This window comes from Enterococcus sp. AMC1251 (genome assembly GCF_058216535.1).
The window spans coordinates 3264341-3283068 of the sequence record NZ_CM177098.1 but is presented as its reverse complement, the minus strand read 5'-3'; the positions used below and the strand labels follow the sequence as shown (position 1 = coordinate 3283068).

Sequence of the window (18728 nt, the reverse complement as noted above, 5' to 3'; positions counted from 1 at the left end):
AGGAGGAAATAGTGTGAAAAGCAAAAAACTTTTTGGGATAATTACATTGACAGCAGTGTTGGCTGTAACATTAGCCGCATGTGGAGGGAAGAAGTCAGATTCTGGTAATAAGAGTGTAGAAACTGAAGATATCAGTAAATTTACAATGGCAGTCAAAAATGACAAAGAGCCAATCAAAGGTGGGACTTTGGATGTGGCAGTTGCGTCAGATACTCAATTTACAGGATTATTTTCAGAAGTATATCAACAAGATGCGTATGATAGTTATTACATGCGACCATCTCATGAAGGATTATTTTCATATACAGATGATTTTATGATCACAGAAGATGGTGCTGCTAAATTAGATTTAGATATTGACAATAAAAAAGCAACAATCACGTTGAAAAAAAATATAAAATGGTCAGATGGTGAACCTGTAACGGCGGATGATCTTATCTATCCTTATGAAATAATTGGCAATAAAGACTATACAGGGATTCGTTACGATGATGACTTTATGAATATTGTGGGAATGGATGAATACCATGACGGAAAAGCAGATACTATTTCTGGTATCAAAAAAGTAGACGATCAAACAATCGAAGTGACGTATAAAGAAATGTATTCAGGCATGTTGCAATTAGATGGTGGGATTTATAGTAGAGCGATACCAAAACATGTTCTTAAAGATATTTCAATCAAAGACCAAGAAAAAAGTGAAGCAGTCCGCAAAAATCCTGTAACATTCGGTCCTTACTACATGAGTAAGATTGTAACAGGAGAGTCAGTGGAATATTTACCAAATGAGCACTACTACCAAGGAAAACCTAAACTAGATAAAATCGTATTTACGAATGTACCAACTGCATCAATTGTTGAAGCTGTAAAAGCGAAAAAATATGATATGGTCTACTCAATGCCAACAGAGAATTACCCAACATACAAAGATTCTAAAGGGTATCAAATGTTAGGGCGTGAAGAATTAGCTTATACGTATATTGGCTTTAAACTAGGTACTTTTGACAAAGAAAAAGGTGAGTCTATCATGAACCAAGACGCCAAGATGGCTGATGTGAACTTACGTCAAGCAATGGGGTATGCAATTGACAATGATGCCATTGGTCAAAAATTCTATAATGGCTTACGTACAGGCGCAACAACACTAATTCCGCCAATTTTTAAAAATCTACATGATACAAAGGTAAAAGGGTATCAATATGATACAGATAAAGCAAAGAAGATTTTGGATGATGCTGGCTTTAAAGATAAAGATGGTGATGGGCTGAGAGAAGATCCTAAGGGTGAAAAATTAATCATTAACTTTGCTTCCATGGCAGGTAGCGAAATAGCTCAACCATTAGCTGATTATTATTTACAACAATGGAAAGAAATTGGTTTGGATGTTAAATTAGCTACGGGACGTTTAATTGATTTCCAAGCATTCTATGATAAGATGAAGAATGACGATCCAGAAATAGACGTTTTCCAAGCGGCATGGAGTATCAATAGTGCACCATCTCCAGCTGGTTTATATGGACGGAAGGCTGGATTTAACTACTCCCGTTTTACTTCAGAAGAAAATGATAAATTATTAACAGCAATTGACTCAGAAGAATCTTTTGACGAGGACAAACGTAAAAAAGCATACAACGAATGGCAAGAATATATGTTTGAACAAGCACCAGTTATTCCAACATTGTACCGTAATGAAATCCTGCCGATTAATGATCGTGTAAAATCATTTACTTGGAATTATGAAGATACTAAAGATTATTATACTATTGAATTAACAGCTGAAAAACGTTAAACTGTTGTTTGTAATCTTTGCGTATTTGTATTTAGGATGTGAGACGAAAGTGATTTTTACTTTTGTCTCACATCCTTTTTCTTCACGTTTGATTAGTTTACTAACTAAGAACGATGAGTGATTTGTTTCTAACGAATATCTAACAGTGACAAAGGCAGAATATTTTTTGTCACTTGTATCCTAGACACATAGTGAGAAGAATGATAACTTTGTGTTAAGCGTTTTCAAAACAGCGTATTCTTAAAAATAAGGAGAGAAATCAAATGGAGAAAACACTTGTGATCATTAAGCCAGATGGTGTTTCACGTAAATTAGTTGGAGAGATTCTTCAACGTTTTGAAAAAAAACAACTAAAGATAAGCCAATTACAAGTAGCTAAAATGTCTAGAGAACTAGCTAAAGAACATTATGCTCACGTAAAAACCTTAGATTTCTTTGAAGACATGATAACGTATATGACCTCATCAGAAGTAATCTATCTTGTTTTAGAAGGAGCAAATGCCATTAAAACAGTGAGAAAAATGATTGGCGCGACTAATTGTTTAGAAGCAGATCCAGGAACGATTCGAGGCGACTATGGGGCAAATTGCTACCAAAATATCATTCATGCATCTGATTCACCAGATACTGCAGCTATTGAAATTAAACGATTTTTTAATCAATCAAATTAAACAAAAAAAGCGTATCAAGATTTCTGCCAATCTTGGGCGCTTTTTTGTAGCAGTAAATAGTAAGGTTTTACTAATTTATTATAAAAAAACTCAGAATAAAAGCTAAAGGGCTTACAAGTTTTTCGAATAGGATGAATGATATAGTGTTTTTAAGACAATTCCTTCCTAACCATTTAAAAATATCTAAAAAAAAAGTATAATAGAGGAGGTTGTAAATAAACTTAAAGGAATGTAGCAAATGGACAATCAGTTAACTACCGAATTAAAAGAACGTTACGGCATTGTTTTCCATGATGTCAACCTATTAGAACAAGCTTTTACCCATTCATCCTATGTGAATGAGCATCGATACTTAAAACTGTCTGACAATGAACGATTAGAATTTTTAGGAGACGCTGTGCTAGAATTGCTGGTTTCGCAATATTTGTATAAACAATTCCCAGAAATGCCCGAAGGCAAGCTAACCAAAATGCGAGCGGCAATCGTTCGTGAAGATAGCCTGTCCAAATTTGCGAAAGAATGTCATTTCGACCAATATATTCTTTTAGGCAAAGGCGAAGAAAATTCTGGTGGACGTACACGTCCAGCATTGCTCTGCGATTTATTTGAAGCATTTTTAGGTGCTTTGTTTTTAGATCAAAAAGTTGATGTAGTCAAGAAATTTATTGCAGAAGTCATTTTTCCAAAAATCGATGCCGGTGCTTTTTCACATGAGATGGATCATAAAACACATTTACAAGAAGTATTGCAACGACAAGGAGACGTTACGATTGACTACCGTTTGGTCAATGAAGAAGGTCCAGCCCACGATCGAATCTTTTTTGTAGAAGTTTATGTCAACGAAAAAATGATTGGAACCGGTTTGGGGAAGTCGAAAAAATTAGCAGAGCAGGATGCCGCTGAACGAGCGCTGAAACAAAATCCTGAGTAAGCTTGGAAGGAGCCGTTTTATTCGTGTATTTAAAACGAATTGAGATCGCAGGATTTAAATCCTTTGCGGATCGAACTGTTATAGAGTTTGAAAATGGTGTTACGGCGGTCGTTGGACCAAACGGCAGCGGGAAAAGTAATATCACCGAAGCGATTCGCTGGGTTTTAGGCGAGCAGTCCGCTAAAAGCCTCCGCGGCGGCAAGATGCCAGATATTATTTTTGCAGGTTCAGAAGGCCGTAAAGCATTAAATATTTCAGAAGTAACGGTTGTATTGGATAATAGTGATCATTTTTTACCGTTAGATTTTACTGAAATTAGTGTGACACGTCGCTATCGTCGAACGGGTGAAAGTGATTTTTACATTAATAAACAAGCATGTCGTTTGAAGGATATTCATGATTTATTTATGGATTCTGGTTTAGGGAAAGAATCATTTTCGATCATCTCTCAAGGGAAAGTCGAAGCGATTTTTAATAGTAAGCCAGAAGATCGTCGCGGGATTTTTGAAGAGGCAGCTGGAGTACTAAAGTACAAACAACGTAAGAAAAAAGCCGAACAAAAGTTATTTGAAACAGAAGATAACTTGAGCCGTGTGCAAGATATCATTTATGAATTAGAAGATCAATTGACTCCTTTAGCTGCACAAAGCGAAGCGGCCAAGGAGTTTTTAAAACTTAAAGAAAACCTAACGGAAATTGATGTTAGCTTAACAGTTACTGAAATTGAAAAGGCCAAAGAAGTCTGGGAAATCAAAGCAGCTGAACTTTCTGCAATTGAAGAAAAATTACAAACAGCCAGCAAAAAAATTCGCGATTCAGAAGATGAATTGTTCCAATTGCGTGGCAAACGCAATAAAATCGATGAACAAATCGAAACAGAACAACAGCAACTTCTCCAAATTACGGAAGCCTTGAAACAAACTGAGGGACAAAAAAATGTCTTGGTTGAGCGTTCAAAACATACGCAGCAAACGACCAGTGAATACCAACAGTCTTTAGAAGAGAATGCAGGAAAAATCACTCGCTATCGTGAAGAAGTTCAAGACTTACAAACAAAAGTTATTGAAAAAAAAGCGCAACTCGAATCGCTAGTAGGAGCGATTGAAGCTTCAGAACTAGAAGTTGAAAAATACAGTAAATCATCAAAAGAATTACTAGAAGAATTACGTAGCCAATACGTTGAAGTCATGCAGGAACAAGCAAATACAAGTAACGATCTAAAATACCTGGAACGTCAGTATCAACAAGAAACAGCCAAAAATCAACAATCTATCCAGAAACACGAAGCACTAGAAAAACAAATGCAAGAGGCTTTGGCAGAAAAAGAACAACTCAAAAGCAGAGTGTCTGAATCCGACCAATTATTGACAGACCAACGAGAGCAATATTCTCATTTAAAGCAGCAATTGGATCAAAAACAAGGACAATTAGCTGTAAGACAAAAACAAATGTATCAAGCAATGAATCAAGTACAACAGGCCAAGGCGCGTCAAAAAAGCTTACAAGAAATTCAAGAGAATTATTCAGGATTTTATCAAGGTGTTCGTGCAGTTTTAAAACATAAAAACCAACTAACTGGAATTGTCGGTGCGGTTGCAGAATTGATTGATGTACCCAAAGATTATACGTTAGCAATTGAAACAGCTTTAGGTGGAGCCGCTCAACATGTAGTTGTGGAAACTGAAAAAGATGGACGAGCAGGCATTACGTTTTTAAAACAGCAACATAGCGGTCGAGCAACATTCTTACCATTGACGACCATCAAACCGAGAACTGTTTCTAATGCAGTACGGGATCGTGTTAGTAATATTTCAGGTTTTTTAGGAATTGCTAGTGAATTAGTCCATTTTTCAGATGAAGTCAGTAATGTGATTGAAAACCTACTGGGTGTAACCTTACTAGCGGAAACTTTAGAAAGTGCTAATCAATTGGCAAAAGCGGTCAATTATCAGTATCGAGTTGTTTCTTTAGATGGGGATGTTATGAACTCAGGAGGATCGATGACTGGTGGTGCGAATAAACGAGGGAATCAAGGCAGCCTGTTTTCACAAACCCAAGAACTCCAAACGTTGACGGAGCAAATGGAACGAGTGGAAAAACAATTAACAGCAAATGAAAAAGAAGTCAGACAGTTAACCTATGAAGTCAAAACACTGAATGAAAAACTAGAACAATTGCGTTCACTAGGTGAAACAAGTCGTTTGAAACAACAAGAATTACAAAATAAATTAGCGAATCAAGAAGAAACAATCACTCGTTTAACAAAAGAACAGCGTCTTTTTGAATTTGAAGCACGTGAATTACATCAATTTTTAACGGAGTATCAAACAAAAAAAGAAAAATTAACGAAACTGCAACAAGAACTAAACCAAACGAAAGACCGTTTAGATCAAGAAATGAAGCAAGTGGATCAAGAAGCTAGTCAAATGGAAAGATTACGCGAAGAAGCATTTGAACGATTTAATCAAGTGCAAGCAGATCAAGCAGTTGTAACCGAGCAATTAACTCATTTAACGGAACAAGTAGCAGAAAAACAAACACAATTAGACGAATACTTAGCAAGAGAAATAGCGCTGCGTCAACAATTACAACAGTTGAATGATCACTCGACTGATCATCAGGTTACTGAAGAAAGTTTAGCGGTTCAATTAGAGCAGCTTGCTGAGAAAAAAGAGTACTTACAAACAAGTATTCAAGAAGCCAAAGCCGCTCGTCAACAATTACAAGACCAAGTCGATCAAATTGACACGGGATTAGCTGAAGAAAACAAACAACAACAGCATTTGTTGACGGAACAAACGAAAATCGAAGTTGAGAAAAATCGTTCAGAAATTAAATTGGATAACTCGCTGCAGTACTTACAAGAAGAATACAGTTTGACCTTTGAACGTGCGAGTGAAGACTATGAATTGACAATCGATAAAGAACAGGCAAAGATCGAAGTAAAACGTTTAAAACGTGATATCGAACGTTTAGGTCCAGTCAATCTCAACGCTATTGAGCAGTATGAGCAAGTCAATGAACGTCATGAGTTTTTAGCGTCTCAACGCGATGACTTATTAGATGCTAAAGAGCAGTTATTTGAAACAATGGGTGAGATGGATGAAGAAGTCAAAGCCCGTTTTAGCGAAGTCTTTGAAGCGATTCGAGCACAGTTTAATGTCGTATTCCCTAATATGTTTGGCGGTGGTCGAGCAGAGTTGATTTTAACCAATCCAGAAGATTTATTGAATACAGGGGTAGAAATCGAGGCACAGCCTCCAGGAAAAAAATTACAAAATTTGAGCTTACTTTCTGGTGGAGAACGTGCTTTAACAGCCATTGCGTTATTATTCTCTATCATTCGTGTTAGACCCGTACCATTCTGTGTCTTGGATGAAGTAGAAGCCGCTTTAGATGATGCGAACGTTTCTCGTTTTGGTCACTATTTAAGTGAATTCGAAGACGATACACAATTTATTGTGGTGACTCATCGTAAGGGGACGATGGAAGCAGCAGACGTATTGTACGGGGTAACGATGCAGGAATCGGGTGTGTCGAAAATCGTTTCTGTTCGTTTAGAAGAAGTGAAAGAAGGCGGCGCAATCGCCGCTGAAACTTAGTTATATAAGATAGGAGACAAGACAGGTTGATAAAATTAGTCGCTATTGATTTAGATGGTACATTATTAAATAGTAACAAGGAAATCTCCCGCCGAAATAAAGAAGCTTTAGCACAGGCCAAAGCTTTAGGAGTTAAAATCGTCATTTGTACAGGTCGACCGTTAGCCGCAATCGGTATTTATTTAGACACTTTGAATTTACGGAATAATGGGGATTACAGTATCACCTTCAATGGTGGATTGGTTCAGAAAAATGATACTGGTGAAATTATCGAAAAAGCATCTATGCCTTTAGATAATGTATATGAGTTGTATAAGTTAGCTAAATTATTAAATGTACCTTTGGATATTTTATCCGATGGACTCGTGTTGCAATTGCCCACGACGCAAGAGTATGAATCGTTGTACAGCCAGCTAAATAAATTATTGACATTTGAACCGTGTGAATTAGCTCAATTAACTGCTGATAGAATCTATAATAAAGCAGTTATTGCCGTGGATGAAACTTATTTAGATGAGCAAATAAAAAACATACCTCGTTCATTTTATGATCACTATGAAATCATCAAAACTCGAAGCAATTTACTAGAGTTTATGCCTAAAGGGGTTACAAAAGCGTATGGCATTTCATTATTAGCCAGAGATTTAGGCATCAAACAAGAAGAGATTATGACAATTGGTGATGAAGAAAATGATTTACCGATGATCGAATATGCAGGACTTGGCGTTGCAATGGAAAATGCCATTTCTAGAGTGAAAGATTTAGCAGATGTGATTACAGATACAAATGATCATGATGGTGTTGCCCAAGCCGTTGAAAAATTTGTTTTAGAACCAATGAGAGGGGGAAATTAAGTGGGATTTTTTGATAAAATAAAAAAAGCTTTTATGAGCGAAAAAGAAGCACCACCAGCTGAACTTGAAACAGACGAAACGCTAAAAGATCCTATGGAAGAAGAGGCAGTTTTAGAAGAAAAACAAATAGAAACAAAAGCAGCAGAGCGACCTCAAGAAGATTCTCTTGAACATGCAAAAGAACCCGAAGTAGAACAGAAAATTGAATCGGAAACTAAACCAGAAATCGTCTCAGAAATGGAACCTTTGGCTACAATAAATCCTATTGCCCAAGCGGAAGAACTTGTTGAGGTTGATGTTATTGAAGAACCAGAGGAGCTTATCGTTCAAGAAAAGTACGAAAAAGGCCTAGAAAAGACGCGTAAAACCTTTGGGGAGCGTTTAAATGCATTATTTGCGAATTTCCGCTCAGTAGATGAAGACTTTTTTGAAGAACTAGAAGAAACGTTGATTGGTGCTGATGTTGGGTTTGATACAGCGATAAAAATTACAGAATCACTGCGACAAGAAGTCAAATTGCGCAATGTGAAAAAACCAGCTGCTGTTCAAAATACGATCATTGAAAAAATGGTTGATTTGTACGAAGCAGAAGGTATCGAAGAAAACAATGCGCTGAATATTCAAACGAATGGTCTGACAGTTATGTTATTTGTCGGCGTAAACGGTGTTGGAAAAACGACGAGTATTGGAAAACTAGCCTATGAATTTAAGCAAGATGGCAAAAAAGTATTGTTAGCCGCCGCCGATACATTTAGAGCTGGAGCGATTGATCAGTTAGTTGTCTGGGGTGAACGTGCAGGGGTAGAAGTTGTTCGAGGGAATGCAGGTGGCGATCCAGCAGCAGTTGTCTTTGATGCAGTAGAACGTGCGAAAACGGAGAATGCTGATATTTTACTTGTAGACACAGCTGGACGTTTACAAAACAAAGTCAATTTGATGAACGAATTGGAAAAAATCAAGCGTGTGATTCAACGTGAATTGCCAGATGCGCCTCACGAAGTGCTACTTGTAGTAGATGCAACAACAGGACAAAATGCGATGTCACAAGCAAAACAATTTAAAGAAACGACGGATGTCACAGGATTAATTCTAACGAAACTAGATGGTACAGCTAAAGGCGGAATCGTCCTAGCGATTCGTAATGAGCTGCATTTACCAGTGAAATTAGTTGGGCTAGGTGAAGGAATTGATGACTTAGAACCATTTGATGCAAATGATTTTGCAATTGGATTGTTTAAAGGTTTGCTGAAAGTGGAAGATTAACATTAGATTGGTTAGTTTTTTTAAGATAGAATTAAATGCTTCTTTGTCAACGAATATTGGTAAAGAAAATCCAAAGAATTAAATCAATTAGTATGAGGAGCGTGGGACAAAACGAAAGATCAGTTTTGTTTCACGCTCTAAATCTGAATAAACGGCGAGAAAAAAGCAGCTGCTACGCTTCACTCCGATCACATCAAATTCTAAGTGCTAAAGCACTAAGTTTTGAAGGCTTCGGAAATAAGCTGAAATTGCTGTGAAACACAGCGAGGTACGAGCTGATGTAGAATTACCTACTTGGTCACAAAAATTTGAAAAGCAATTTTCGTGCATTCCCTCTTATTTCTCGGAGCTAAACGCTTTTGTCTCAGCTTTTTTTTATTTACTTGAAAAGAATGGTGCCAAAACATAAAGAAATTCTCAACTTGAACTTATAAAAGTTACGAAACCCATAAGCATTTTTCTTCAACACTTTAATAGGGTTATTTAAACATTCCGGTGGTTCATTAGAATAAGGCAATTCTAGCGCATTTTCAATTTCATTTTGGACCTTCTTAAAAGTACCAATAGTCGTTTGGTAAGCAGAAATTATTGATGCATTTGCCTCAGCAGGAGCAACAGAAGCAAGTATTGTCAAGGAGCTTACAACATTTTATGAAGAGAAAATAGCAAAAGCTAAGCAACTGGTAGAACGCTTTGATAGTTTGATTTCTGAGATCAAATCAGGAATCGATAAGCTTGTTCAAAGTGATCAGGAATTAGCGAATCAACTTGGATAGGATGGGCAATTGTTGGATAAAGAAGAGATTCTAGAAAATGAGTTTCGGTCAAAAAAATGTTTTTATGAGGTAGCCTAACAAGAAATAAGCCAGATACAACGAGAGCTAGAAGATACAGAAGATAACTACTATCGTAATCTTCGTAAATTATCTGATCAGGAAACCTCTAAGAAAGAGAGTGATTTCTAATATTAGACGATGTATTAAAAGATTTAAAGAAAAATGCACAAAAAATGATTAGTAGTGCTGCCGTTGGAAATTCAATGATTCAAAAAAAGCAGACGAATAAACAAAAAGCTGAACAATCTGGTGAAAGTGAACTATTCTCAGTTAAATCAAATATGAGTGATGTTTCAGAAAATATCGGGAATTCTGTAAAAGGACAATTAGGGAAACAAGTAAAAGAAACCTTTAAAACACAGAATGAAAAATTGAATAAATTTTAGCTGATGGAGGACTACGTAGGTCTAAAAATGTATTTTATGCTGATCTAGACGTTATTAATAGAAAGGGAGGCTAGTTAGCAAAAATAAACTAATCAATGGTGAATATATTGCCAATGATATGGTGAAATTGGTGATAGAATCTAATATATTGTTTGGTTATCAAGGTTATGTAGAGAAAGAGGATAAGGAGTTAACGACCATAGATTACTTGTTATACTTTTATGATCAATCTGAAAAGAATCAACCAGTAGAATCGTTTTTAACTTCAAATACTTAAAATAATATTGAAACTGGAGAACAAAGTTCTCAAATGGTTGATATGATGATGGGTAACAGCATAAAACAGCTTGGAGGCACTTATAAGGAGTATGCAGAAATATTGAGGCAAGCCTCTCAATCTAAGTTTTATAAAATTCCTTTTACTAAAGATGAAAACGAGCGAGCTCGTTTAGTGAATAGCTTAATTCAATAATTAATAGCTAAGATAGCTCCTCAATTTTTTTGAATACGGATAAGTATGAAATTCGTTGATATGACATGCTTTTATATCTCAATCAAAAACCGGTAATATTAATATTTTACTACCCTGTGAAATACTGTGACTACTTGAAAATCAAGTGGAAGGCAGTGTGGGTTAAAGTCTCTTTGAAGCTAGAAATATTGATTTATCAATGTTTCTAGTGCTTCTTTTTGACGGAAAGCAAACTAACTACAACGATGATTAAAAGAGACATTTCTCTTTTTCAATAAATTTAGCGAACGGATCGGCACTTCGCTCTTTTCGTTCAGGATAGAAGTAGTTATAAACTTGACGAGTCATTTTAGAATCTTTATGCTCTACTGGGGACATAATATCTTTCAGATTCATTCCTGCCATTGCGCAAAGCGAGACATGTGTCTTTCTAAATTCATGAAGAGTAATCCGTTTCAGATCATATAATAAAATCAGTTTTTGGATACGTTACGTTGATGCGTATTCAAAAACTGATTTTTATTATAACTCAAAGAATAGTAGTGTAAGGGAAAGCTAACGTATTCAATGTTATCAGTTATTGTAGGGGAGATATACACATTAAAGAAGAGGTGAAACAAATTAAGGCGATATTAGTCCACAGAAAGAGCTTAGTGATTATGTCGTTAGGATTAAATGCTTTGTTTCATGTTTCTATTGCAAATTATTCGTTTCAATCCCGTAATCTTCAGCAATTTTTTTTAAGCTAAAGCCTCGACCAAAAACCTCACTTGCGTTCATCGAAACGATAAACGCCTCTTCGTCGATTGCCATGATAGTTTCTTTAATATTAGCAAAATCTTTTTCGCGAATAACAGTCATCATCAACATACTCGGATTTTTTTGATAGCCACCTTCAATTGGGATCATAGTCAAACCTTTATCCATATCCACCAAAATTTTTTCTTTGATTTCGGCATATTTCGGTGAAATGATTAAAACATTTTTCGAACGAACGAAGCCAACTTGCACCATATCAACTATACGGCCAATGATGTATAAGCAAATCAATGAGAATAGAACGGTATCCGTATTGAAAACATACAAGGCAGACAAAATGACTAGACCATCTACAAATAAAATAGATACACCAAGCGAAATTTTTAAATATTTATTGACAATTTGAGAGATGATCGCTGTTCCGCCAGTCGAAGCATTCCCTCTAAATTCTAGTCCCAATCCAATCCCAGTTAAAAGACCGCCAAAGATTGTTGCGAGGAAAATATTATGGGTAAGCACAGGTAAATGTGTGGTGATTCCTACAAAAAAAGGATAAATTAAACTACCATAAATTGTTTTTATGCCCACTTCTTTTCCTAAAAGTAAGAAACAAAGAAGCAATAAAGGTAAGTTAATGGCATATAATATTATAGCTGGATTGATTCCAAACAGATAATTAATCACTACACTAATTCCGTTGGCACCGCCTGCCACGATTTTGTTTGGCAGTAAGATTGAGTTAATTGACACTGCTAAAATAAACGAACCAATTGTTACATATAACGTATCTTGGATTTGTCTTTTCGAAAATTTCATTCTAATAGTTCCTCCATTTTCATAGAATAGTGGGTATTTATTTCTATGTTAAACGATAAATAAGTGCATAAAATAGAAAGCCCAACAAATATCCCCTAATTATACTATCACGAATAACTAGAAGATATCATGAGATAATTTTAATTTTTTAGTTGAGGAATGTGGTAGAATTAGAAAGAGTAGAAAAATAATCAGCTATTTAATCAAATAAACGTTAAAAAGCGTCGATCCCATAAATTTTCATGGTGTGCGATAATCGTTTGGGCGCCTAATAAATCATTGTTTATCGTTGTACTCAGCCCTGTTTTCATAAAACAAGTATAGCCTAAGCCATGCGCCATACGAATAGTAGTATCAACGCAATATTCTGTTTGAGCGCCGCAAAATTCAAGTTCGGTGACAGAAAGTGTATCTAAGAGTTCTTTTAAATTTGTTTGAAAAAAAGAATTTGCATGTGTTTTGCTAACATAAAAGTCTTCTGCTCTGGCATCAAGTTGATCAAATAATTGCCAGTTGGAACTATGGACAACTAAATCGGCATCTTCATGCTGGATAAATAAGATGGGCAGATGATTGTGTCGATAATCTGCTATACGTTGATTTACTTCTGTCAATAGGTTACTCAGTTGAAACAACCCCGTACCAAAATGATCTAATCCTTTTTGGAGATCGATAACGATTAAGGCTTTATTATTCATTGTTTTCTCCTTTGCATTAAATGATGTTTTCTTTATAGTATACAATGAAGTTAGATGGCTTTAAAGAGGAGATAACAGCGAATAAAGGAGTTGTTTTTAATCAAACAAGAAATTTTACGTTCTTTTTAACAAAATTGAAGCTAAAATATTCTTTTTGCTCGTCCTTTTCTATATAATGATGAGTAATGGAATAATAATGGGAAGAAAGGCGACAGTATGAAATTTAATGAGTTGTTACAACAAAAAAATGTGCGTCCATATGTCATGGCTGCACGCTTTGGATTAGAAAAAGAAAGTCAGCGTACGACCTTTGAAGGTCAACTTGCAACGACAGATCACCCAGATGTTTTGGGGAATCGCTCGTATCATCCATATATTCAAACCGATTTTAGTGAAACGCAAATGGAATTAATCACACCGGTGGCGAATTCTATCAATGAGATGATGCGTTACCTCGCAGCGATTCATGATGTAGCCTTACGTTCAATGAATAAGAACGAGATGCTTTGGCCGCTTAGTATGCCGCCGAAATTACCGCTAAAAGATGAAGAGATTAAAATTGCTAAACTCGATCAGTTTGAAGGTATTCTGTATCGTCGCTATTTGGCAAGAGAATATGGAAAACGTAAGCAAATGGTTAGCGGGATTCATTTCAATTTTGAATATGATATTGAATTGGTCCAACAACTTTTCTCAGAACAAACAGAATATGAAACAATCGAAGAATTCAAAAACATTCTTTATATGAAAGTTTCACGGAATTACTTACGTTATCGCTGGCTGATTACCTATCTTTTTGGCGCATCACCTGTCAGCGAATCTGGTTATTTTAATGAACAAGAAGAACGACCAAAAGAACCTGTCAGAAGTCTGCGTAACAGTTCATTTGGCTATAAAAATAATGAAAATGTCAAAGTGTCCTATGAATCGTTACAACAGTATATTAATGACATTCATCGAATGGTTGAAAATGGCATTTTGTCAGAAGAAAAAGAATTCTACTCAGCAGTTCGCTTACGTGGTGGGAAACAAATGGCTGATTTACCAAAAACAGGCGTTCGTTATATTGAACTTAGAAATCTAGATTTAAATCCATTTGCTGCATTAGGTGTGGATGAAGAATCTCTTGAGTTTATTCATTTGTTTATGTTGTATTTATTGTGGACAGATGAAAAAGAAGCACCAAATGACTGGGTAGCAACAGGTGAGTTCTTGAATGAACAAGTTGCTTTAGGGCATCCGTTTGCGCAAGTGAAACTTTTAGCCGAAGGGGATCGTATCTTTACTGAAATGGATGAAATGATTGAAGCTTTAGGTCTATTTAGAATGAAAAAATCATTAGAAATCCATCGAGCACAGCTGAGAACACCCGATTTAACGATTGCTGGAAAAATGTGGACAATCATTGAAAGTAACTCAAATCAAGAATTGGGCATTATTTTCGGGAAAGAATATCAAGGAATGGCTTTTGAGCGACCGTATCAATTAGCTGGGTTCAGAAATATGGAGTTATCTACACAATTGTTTTTATTTGATGTCATTCAAAAAGGCGTAGAGGTTGAATTACTAGATGAAGCAGAACAGTTTTTAAAATTAAAACACAACGATCACATCGAATATGTCAAAAATGCAAATATGACTAGTAAAGATAGCTATATTGTTCCATTGATCATGGAGAATAAGACAGTTACAAAAAAAGTCCTAGCGGAAGCGGGTTTTACTGTACCTGCTGGAGATGAGTTTGGTACTATTGAACAGGCTGAACAGGCTTACATCAAGTATTCTGAAAAAGCTTTTGTGATAAAACCCAAAACGACAAATTATGGTTTAGGCATTACGATTTTTAAAGAAGGAGCTTCCTTAGCTGATTATACAGAAGCATTGACATTAGCTTTTAAAGAAGATTCTGCTGTGTTGATCGAAGAATTTCTTCCAGGGACGGAATATCGATTCTTTGTGCTGGATGACAAAGTAAGGGCAATTATGTTGCGTGTACCAGCAAATGTAGTCGGCGATGGAATTCATTCTGTTGAAGCCTTGGTAGCAGAAAAAAATCTTAACCCATTAAGAGGAACGAATCACCGTTCACCATTGGAGTTGATCCAGTTAGGTGATGTGGAACGTTTGATGTTAAAAGAGCAAAATCTATTGGTAACATCTGTCCCAGAAAAAGATCAGATCGTTTATTTAAGAGAAAATTCTAATGTCAGTACGGGTGGCGACTCAATCGATGTGACAGATGATTTTGATGAAAGTTATAAACAGATTGCAATTGAAGCAGTCCAAGCTTTAGGAGCAAAGATCTGTGGAATTGACTTGATTGTTCCTGATAAATTGGTTAAAGGGATGAAGAATAGTCAGACATACGGTATTATAGAAGCAAACTTTAACCCAGCTATGCATATGCATGCATATCCTTATGCGGGGCAAGGGCGTCATTTGACGATGGATGTATTAAAAATGTTGTATCCAGAATTGTTTGTTCTAAAAAATAATTGATGTGTACATCTGGAAAGTAACTATTCTCAAAAAAATAACAAGTTTAATTTTGGCTCTTTGTCAACTAATGTTGGTGGAAAAATCTAAAGAATTAAATTGATTAGTGGGAAGAGAGTGGGACAAACACCCCTGAGGGCTCTCAACCTCACCAAACTGAATGAAAATAAAGTGATCGACCTACAAGCTATTTCCTGTCATGCTAGAGATGACGGAAGTGGTTTGTAGGTCGATCACTAATTGAGGTTCTTCTCCAAGTAACCTTGGAAGTTCTTTACAAAATAGAAAGCCCCCTCTAACATGTAGTTGTTGAATCGGTCTATACCTATTTTAGTTAACTACAGTTTTAGTAGGAGGTAGTCTTTTTTTTGTTTTTTGCGGTTTTAGTTTTCGTATAATAAGAGTTTAACCCCGAGAAATAGGCTGGAGGGGTTGCTCAAGTATTGTATTATCTAGAAAAAGACTCTCTTTTTCTAGATAGCCAAGTTTTCTATAAAATGTTACGCTTGTTCATCGACTCGTGTTGATGTCATTACTATCCTATAACCTAATTCTTTCATATAATTTACCGAACGCTTTTAGAAGTATTTTTGAGTTACGTAAATGAAAAACAATTGTCCAGCTTAATTTGACAAATAAAAAATTTAGAATCATAGTGTTAAATTACTATCAATTGCTGATTTGATATTGATGAATATTTTCACATTCTACTTTGAAAATAGCATCAATTATTGTACACTTGGATTTGTTAATTAAAACCTCTTTATGAATATAGTCATCTTTTTCTACGTCTAATAGATTAGTTTTGATGTTTACTTTACAATAACTGTTAACAGCGATCAAAGACGTTTTATGTAGGGCATCGGTGATATGCATATAATTTTTTCATTATGACACCCTGTTTATATAGTTCTTCGTATAGGGCTAAAAACATTTTGAAGAATGGATTTTATATTTTCACCTACATTATTAATATCTATACAAAAATGAAAAGCGTATTGTCTTGGAATAAAGCATTCCAAGACAATACGCTTAAAACAGCTTCTGTATTCTATTTAGTCAATCTAAGAATAACATAGAGTATCACCTGTTATAGAGAGTACAAGTCTTTTATAGATAGTCGACATTTATTTATATGTTATTTATATTATTTCTCATAAACACTTTCAATTACAGAGTATAATGCGTTTTTAAAGGCTTGTCAACAGTATTTTAAATATAATAGACGTTATTTAAAATTAAAAATGTATTTTAAATGTATTTAAAAAAGAACATCTATTTTTTAAGCCGTCTTACTAGCCGTCAAATGAGACTACTTATTACAAGGAGGAATTAGCAATGAGTCGTAGAGGAGAAAATATTTATAAGCGAAAAGATGGACGTTGGGAAGGCAGATATAAAAAAGGAAGAAAAGCCAATGGACAAATTTTTTATGGGTATGTTTATGGAAAAACATATACAGAAACACGGCAAAAAGTTTTTCTTCAAAAAATGATTTATCAAACAGAAAAAAAAGAACAGACTATTTTTGCAGGTACAGTGACGGAATGGATTCAATTTTGGCTATCTGAACAACGATTGCAACTTAGAGACTCTACTTTTTCTAGTTATCAACATAAATTACAAAAATATGTGATTCCGTTGTTTGGTGAAAAAACACTAATGAAACTTGAGCGTCAAACCCTTGAGCTGTCTGTTACCCGTTGGTTAAACCAAGGGCTATCTCCAACAACCATCCATGTGATCATACGCGTATTTAAAATGGTTTTAGAATCCGCTGTTCAACAAGGAATACTACAAGAAAATCCCTGTACAGACCTTTCTTTACCTAAAATGGAGAAGAAAATGATCCGTGCACTTACTCGAAACGAGCAAAAAATGCTAGAACAAGCAGCAAGCCAAGATTATTATGGCTTACCTGTATTATTAGCTCTGCATACAGGGCTAAGGATTGGAGAATTGGCTGCATTACGTTGGAGCGATATTGATTTTTCAGAGAAAGTTATCTGCGTAACCCAGACATACCAACGATTACCATTAGCAAATGACCAAAAAAAGACAACTTTATCATTAGGAAAAGTAAAATCAGCCTCTTCTCAAAGAACAATCCCTCTATCTAAACAAGCCACTCAGTGGCTAAAAGATTGGAAAAAACAAACAGATGGCGAATTTTTATTTATGAAAAGCGGTCGGCCAATAGAACCGCGACTGATTACGTATCACTTCCACCGCATTCGAAAGAAAGCAAGACTAGAAAATGTTCATTTCCATCAGTTAAGACACACGTTTGCGACACGCTGTTTAGAAGCTAAGGGAGATATTGCTTCCATAAGTGCGTTGCTAGGTCATTCATCAGCGAAGATGACCTTAGATGTATATACAGACACGCTATTCGATCAACGAAAATTAACCATTCAACAGATGGAAAAAGTAATTAGTTAAAGCAATCAGAATAAAAAAATTACGGACTGATACAAAACTCAAAATGTTTTGTATCAGTCTCTTTTTTGTCCCCTATAAATTGAATTTTAAACAATCTTCCTTGGGCTATAAGTGATATAGTCCGTCAGTTCGCCGTCGAACAAAAAAAAGAATCTTTCTACAACAGCAGGAAAAGCGTATTGTCTTGGAATGCTTTATTCCAAGACGTTTATATGGAAATTTTTGTATAACTGAAGCTAAAAATTAAATGGTAGAAAAACATGTGATCTCTCCAAAAATATATAGAGAGGATTAAGGATTACTTCCCAATTCATTAACGAATTTGAATGGTTTGCTAAAAAAAGTAAACAACAATTTCAATCAAACCCATTTTGGTTTTATAAAAGAAATCAAAAGATTAAATAGGGGTTGAAATTGATTATATGTTGGCGAGAACATTCTTGGAATTCTCATCGAAATATGGAAAAGAACGTTTAATGTGATTCGGAGCAAGGGTACTGTGGGGGCAGGCAATAAGCAATCGATTTTTTCTGGGGAGTAAAAATCGATTGTCTAAAAACGAAAGAAACGAGCGAAAAGTTATTATCAGATAAAATATTTTTAATGAAAGAATCAACTCCTTCTGATTGCTTGGAAAAAGCTGTGACTCTAAGTGACTATTACCACATGAAATTGTTAGCTACGGTAAATTTGTCTACTATACTAATAGTATA

Annotated in this window: 12 protein-coding genes and 2 pseudogenes; 10 read left to right on the top strand and 4 right to left on the bottom strand. The window is 35.4% G+C overall.

Annotation, left to right across the window (positions count from 1 at the left end; genetic code table 11):
• Positions 1-13 precede the first annotated feature (13 nt).
• From AC4BBR_RS15515 to ftsY, 6 genes are all read left to right on the top strand, one after another.
• Complete coding sequence (locus tag AC4BBR_RS15515; RefSeq protein WP_490460373.1) at positions 14-1789, top strand: oligopeptide ABC transporter substrate-binding protein; 1776 nt, start codon at positions 14-16, stop codon at positions 1787-1789.
• Between the two features lie 263 nt (positions 1790-2052).
• Positions 2053-2460, top strand: coding sequence for a nucleoside-diphosphate kinase (gene ndk / locus AC4BBR_RS15510; protein WP_490460372.1), 408 nt, complete (start codon positions 2053-2055; stop codon positions 2458-2460).
• 238 nt (positions 2461-2698) lie between these two features.
• Positions 2699-3391, top strand: coding sequence for a ribonuclease III (rnc, locus tag AC4BBR_RS15505; RefSeq protein ID WP_490460371.1), 693 nt, complete (start codon positions 2699-2701; stop codon positions 3389-3391).
• A 23-nt stretch (positions 3392-3414) separates the two neighbouring features.
• Entirely contained in the window at positions 3415-6993 is a 3579-nt protein-coding gene (gene smc, locus AC4BBR_RS15500; protein ID WP_490460370.1) for a chromosome segregation protein SMC, read from the top strand.
• Between the two features lie 26 nt (positions 6994-7019).
• Entirely contained in the window at positions 7020-7847 is an 828-nt protein-coding gene (locus tag AC4BBR_RS15495) for a Cof-type HAD-IIB family hydrolase (RefSeq protein WP_490460369.1), read from the top strand.
• Complete coding sequence (ftsY, locus tag AC4BBR_RS15490; protein ID WP_490460368.1) at positions 7848-9110, top strand: signal recognition particle-docking protein FtsY; 1263 nt, start codon at positions 7848-7850, stop codon at positions 9108-9110.
• A 379-nt stretch (positions 9111-9489) separates the two neighbouring features.
• Here the strand turns inward: ftsY and AC4BBR_RS15485 are convergent.
• A pseudogene (locus tag AC4BBR_RS15485) lies at positions 9490-9687 on the bottom strand (transposase); the annotation flags it as partial.
• 462 nt (positions 9688-10149) lie between these two features.
• On the opposite strand from AC4BBR_RS15485, the gene AC4BBR_RS15480 reads away from it, so the two are divergent.
• Together AC4BBR_RS15480 and AC4BBR_RS15475 are read left to right on the top strand one after the other, a co-directional pair.
• Positions 10150-10332: a hypothetical protein gene (locus AC4BBR_RS15480; RefSeq protein ID WP_490460367.1), complete on the top strand. Its 183-nt coding sequence runs from the start codon at positions 10150-10152 to the stop codon at positions 10330-10332.
• Positions 10333-10642: 310 nt separating this feature from the next.
• Positions 10643-10804, top strand: a complete 162-nt coding sequence (locus AC4BBR_RS15475) for a hypothetical protein (protein WP_490460366.1) — start codon at positions 10643-10645, stop codon at positions 10802-10804.
• Between the two features lie 249 nt (positions 10805-11053).
• Here the strand turns inward: AC4BBR_RS15475 and AC4BBR_RS15470 are convergent.
• From AC4BBR_RS15470 to AC4BBR_RS15460, 3 genes and pseudogenes are all read right to left on the bottom strand, one after another.
• Positions 11054-11269 (bottom strand): annotated as a pseudogene (locus tag AC4BBR_RS15470) (site-specific integrase); the annotation flags it as partial.
• Between the two features lie 228 nt (positions 11270-11497).
• A complete protein-coding gene (locus AC4BBR_RS15465; protein WP_490462137.1) occupies positions 11498-12385 on the bottom strand; it encodes a YitT family protein in 888 nt (295 codons plus the stop codon).
• A gap of 197 nt (positions 12386-12582) precedes the next feature.
• The gene (locus AC4BBR_RS15460; protein ID WP_490460365.1) at positions 12583-13077 is read right to left on the bottom strand and encodes a cysteine hydrolase family protein; all 495 of its coding nucleotides are present in this window, start codon (positions 13075-13077) and stop codon (positions 12583-12585) included.
• Positions 13078-13293: 216 nt separating this feature from the next.
• On the opposite strand from AC4BBR_RS15460, the gene gshAB reads away from it, so the two are divergent.
• Together gshAB and AC4BBR_RS15450 are read left to right on the top strand one after the other, a co-directional pair.
• Complete coding sequence (gene gshAB, locus AC4BBR_RS15455) at positions 13294-15576, top strand: bifunctional glutamate--cysteine ligase/glutathione synthetase (RefSeq protein WP_490460364.1); 2283 nt, start codon at positions 13294-13296, stop codon at positions 15574-15576.
• 1335 nt (positions 15577-16911) lie between these two features.
• Positions 16912-18015 (top strand): tyrosine-type recombinase/integrase, encoded by a 1104-nt coding sequence (locus tag AC4BBR_RS15450; RefSeq protein WP_490460363.1) that lies wholly within the window; start codon positions 16912-16914, stop codon positions 18013-18015.
• The last annotated feature ends 713 nt before the right edge of the window (positions 18016-18728 follow it).

Coding starts and splice junctions, on each gene's coding strand:
- ndk (WP_490460372.1), top strand. CDS start 2,053: ATGGAGAAAACACTTGTGATCATTAAGCCAGATGGTGTTTCACGTAAA.
- rnc (WP_490460371.1), top strand. CDS start 2,699: ATGGACAATCAGTTAACTACCGAATTAAAAGAACGTTACGGCATTGTT.
- AC4BBR_RS15480 (WP_490460367.1), top strand. CDS start 10,150: ATGATTCAAAAAAAGCAGACGAATAAACAAAAAGCTGAACAATCTGGT.
- AC4BBR_RS15475 (WP_490460366.1), top strand. CDS start 10,643: ATGGTTGATATGATGATGGGTAACAGCATAAAACAGCTTGGAGGCACT.
- AC4BBR_RS15460 (WP_490460365.1), bottom strand. CDS start 13,077: ATGAATAATAAAGCCTTAATCGTTATCGATCTCCAAAAAGGATTAGAT.
- gshAB (WP_490460364.1), top strand. CDS start 13,294: ATGAAATTTAATGAGTTGTTACAACAAAAAAATGTGCGTCCATATGTC.
- AC4BBR_RS15450 (WP_490460363.1), top strand. CDS start 16,912: ATGAGTCGTAGAGGAGAAAATATTTATAAGCGAAAAGATGGACGTTGG.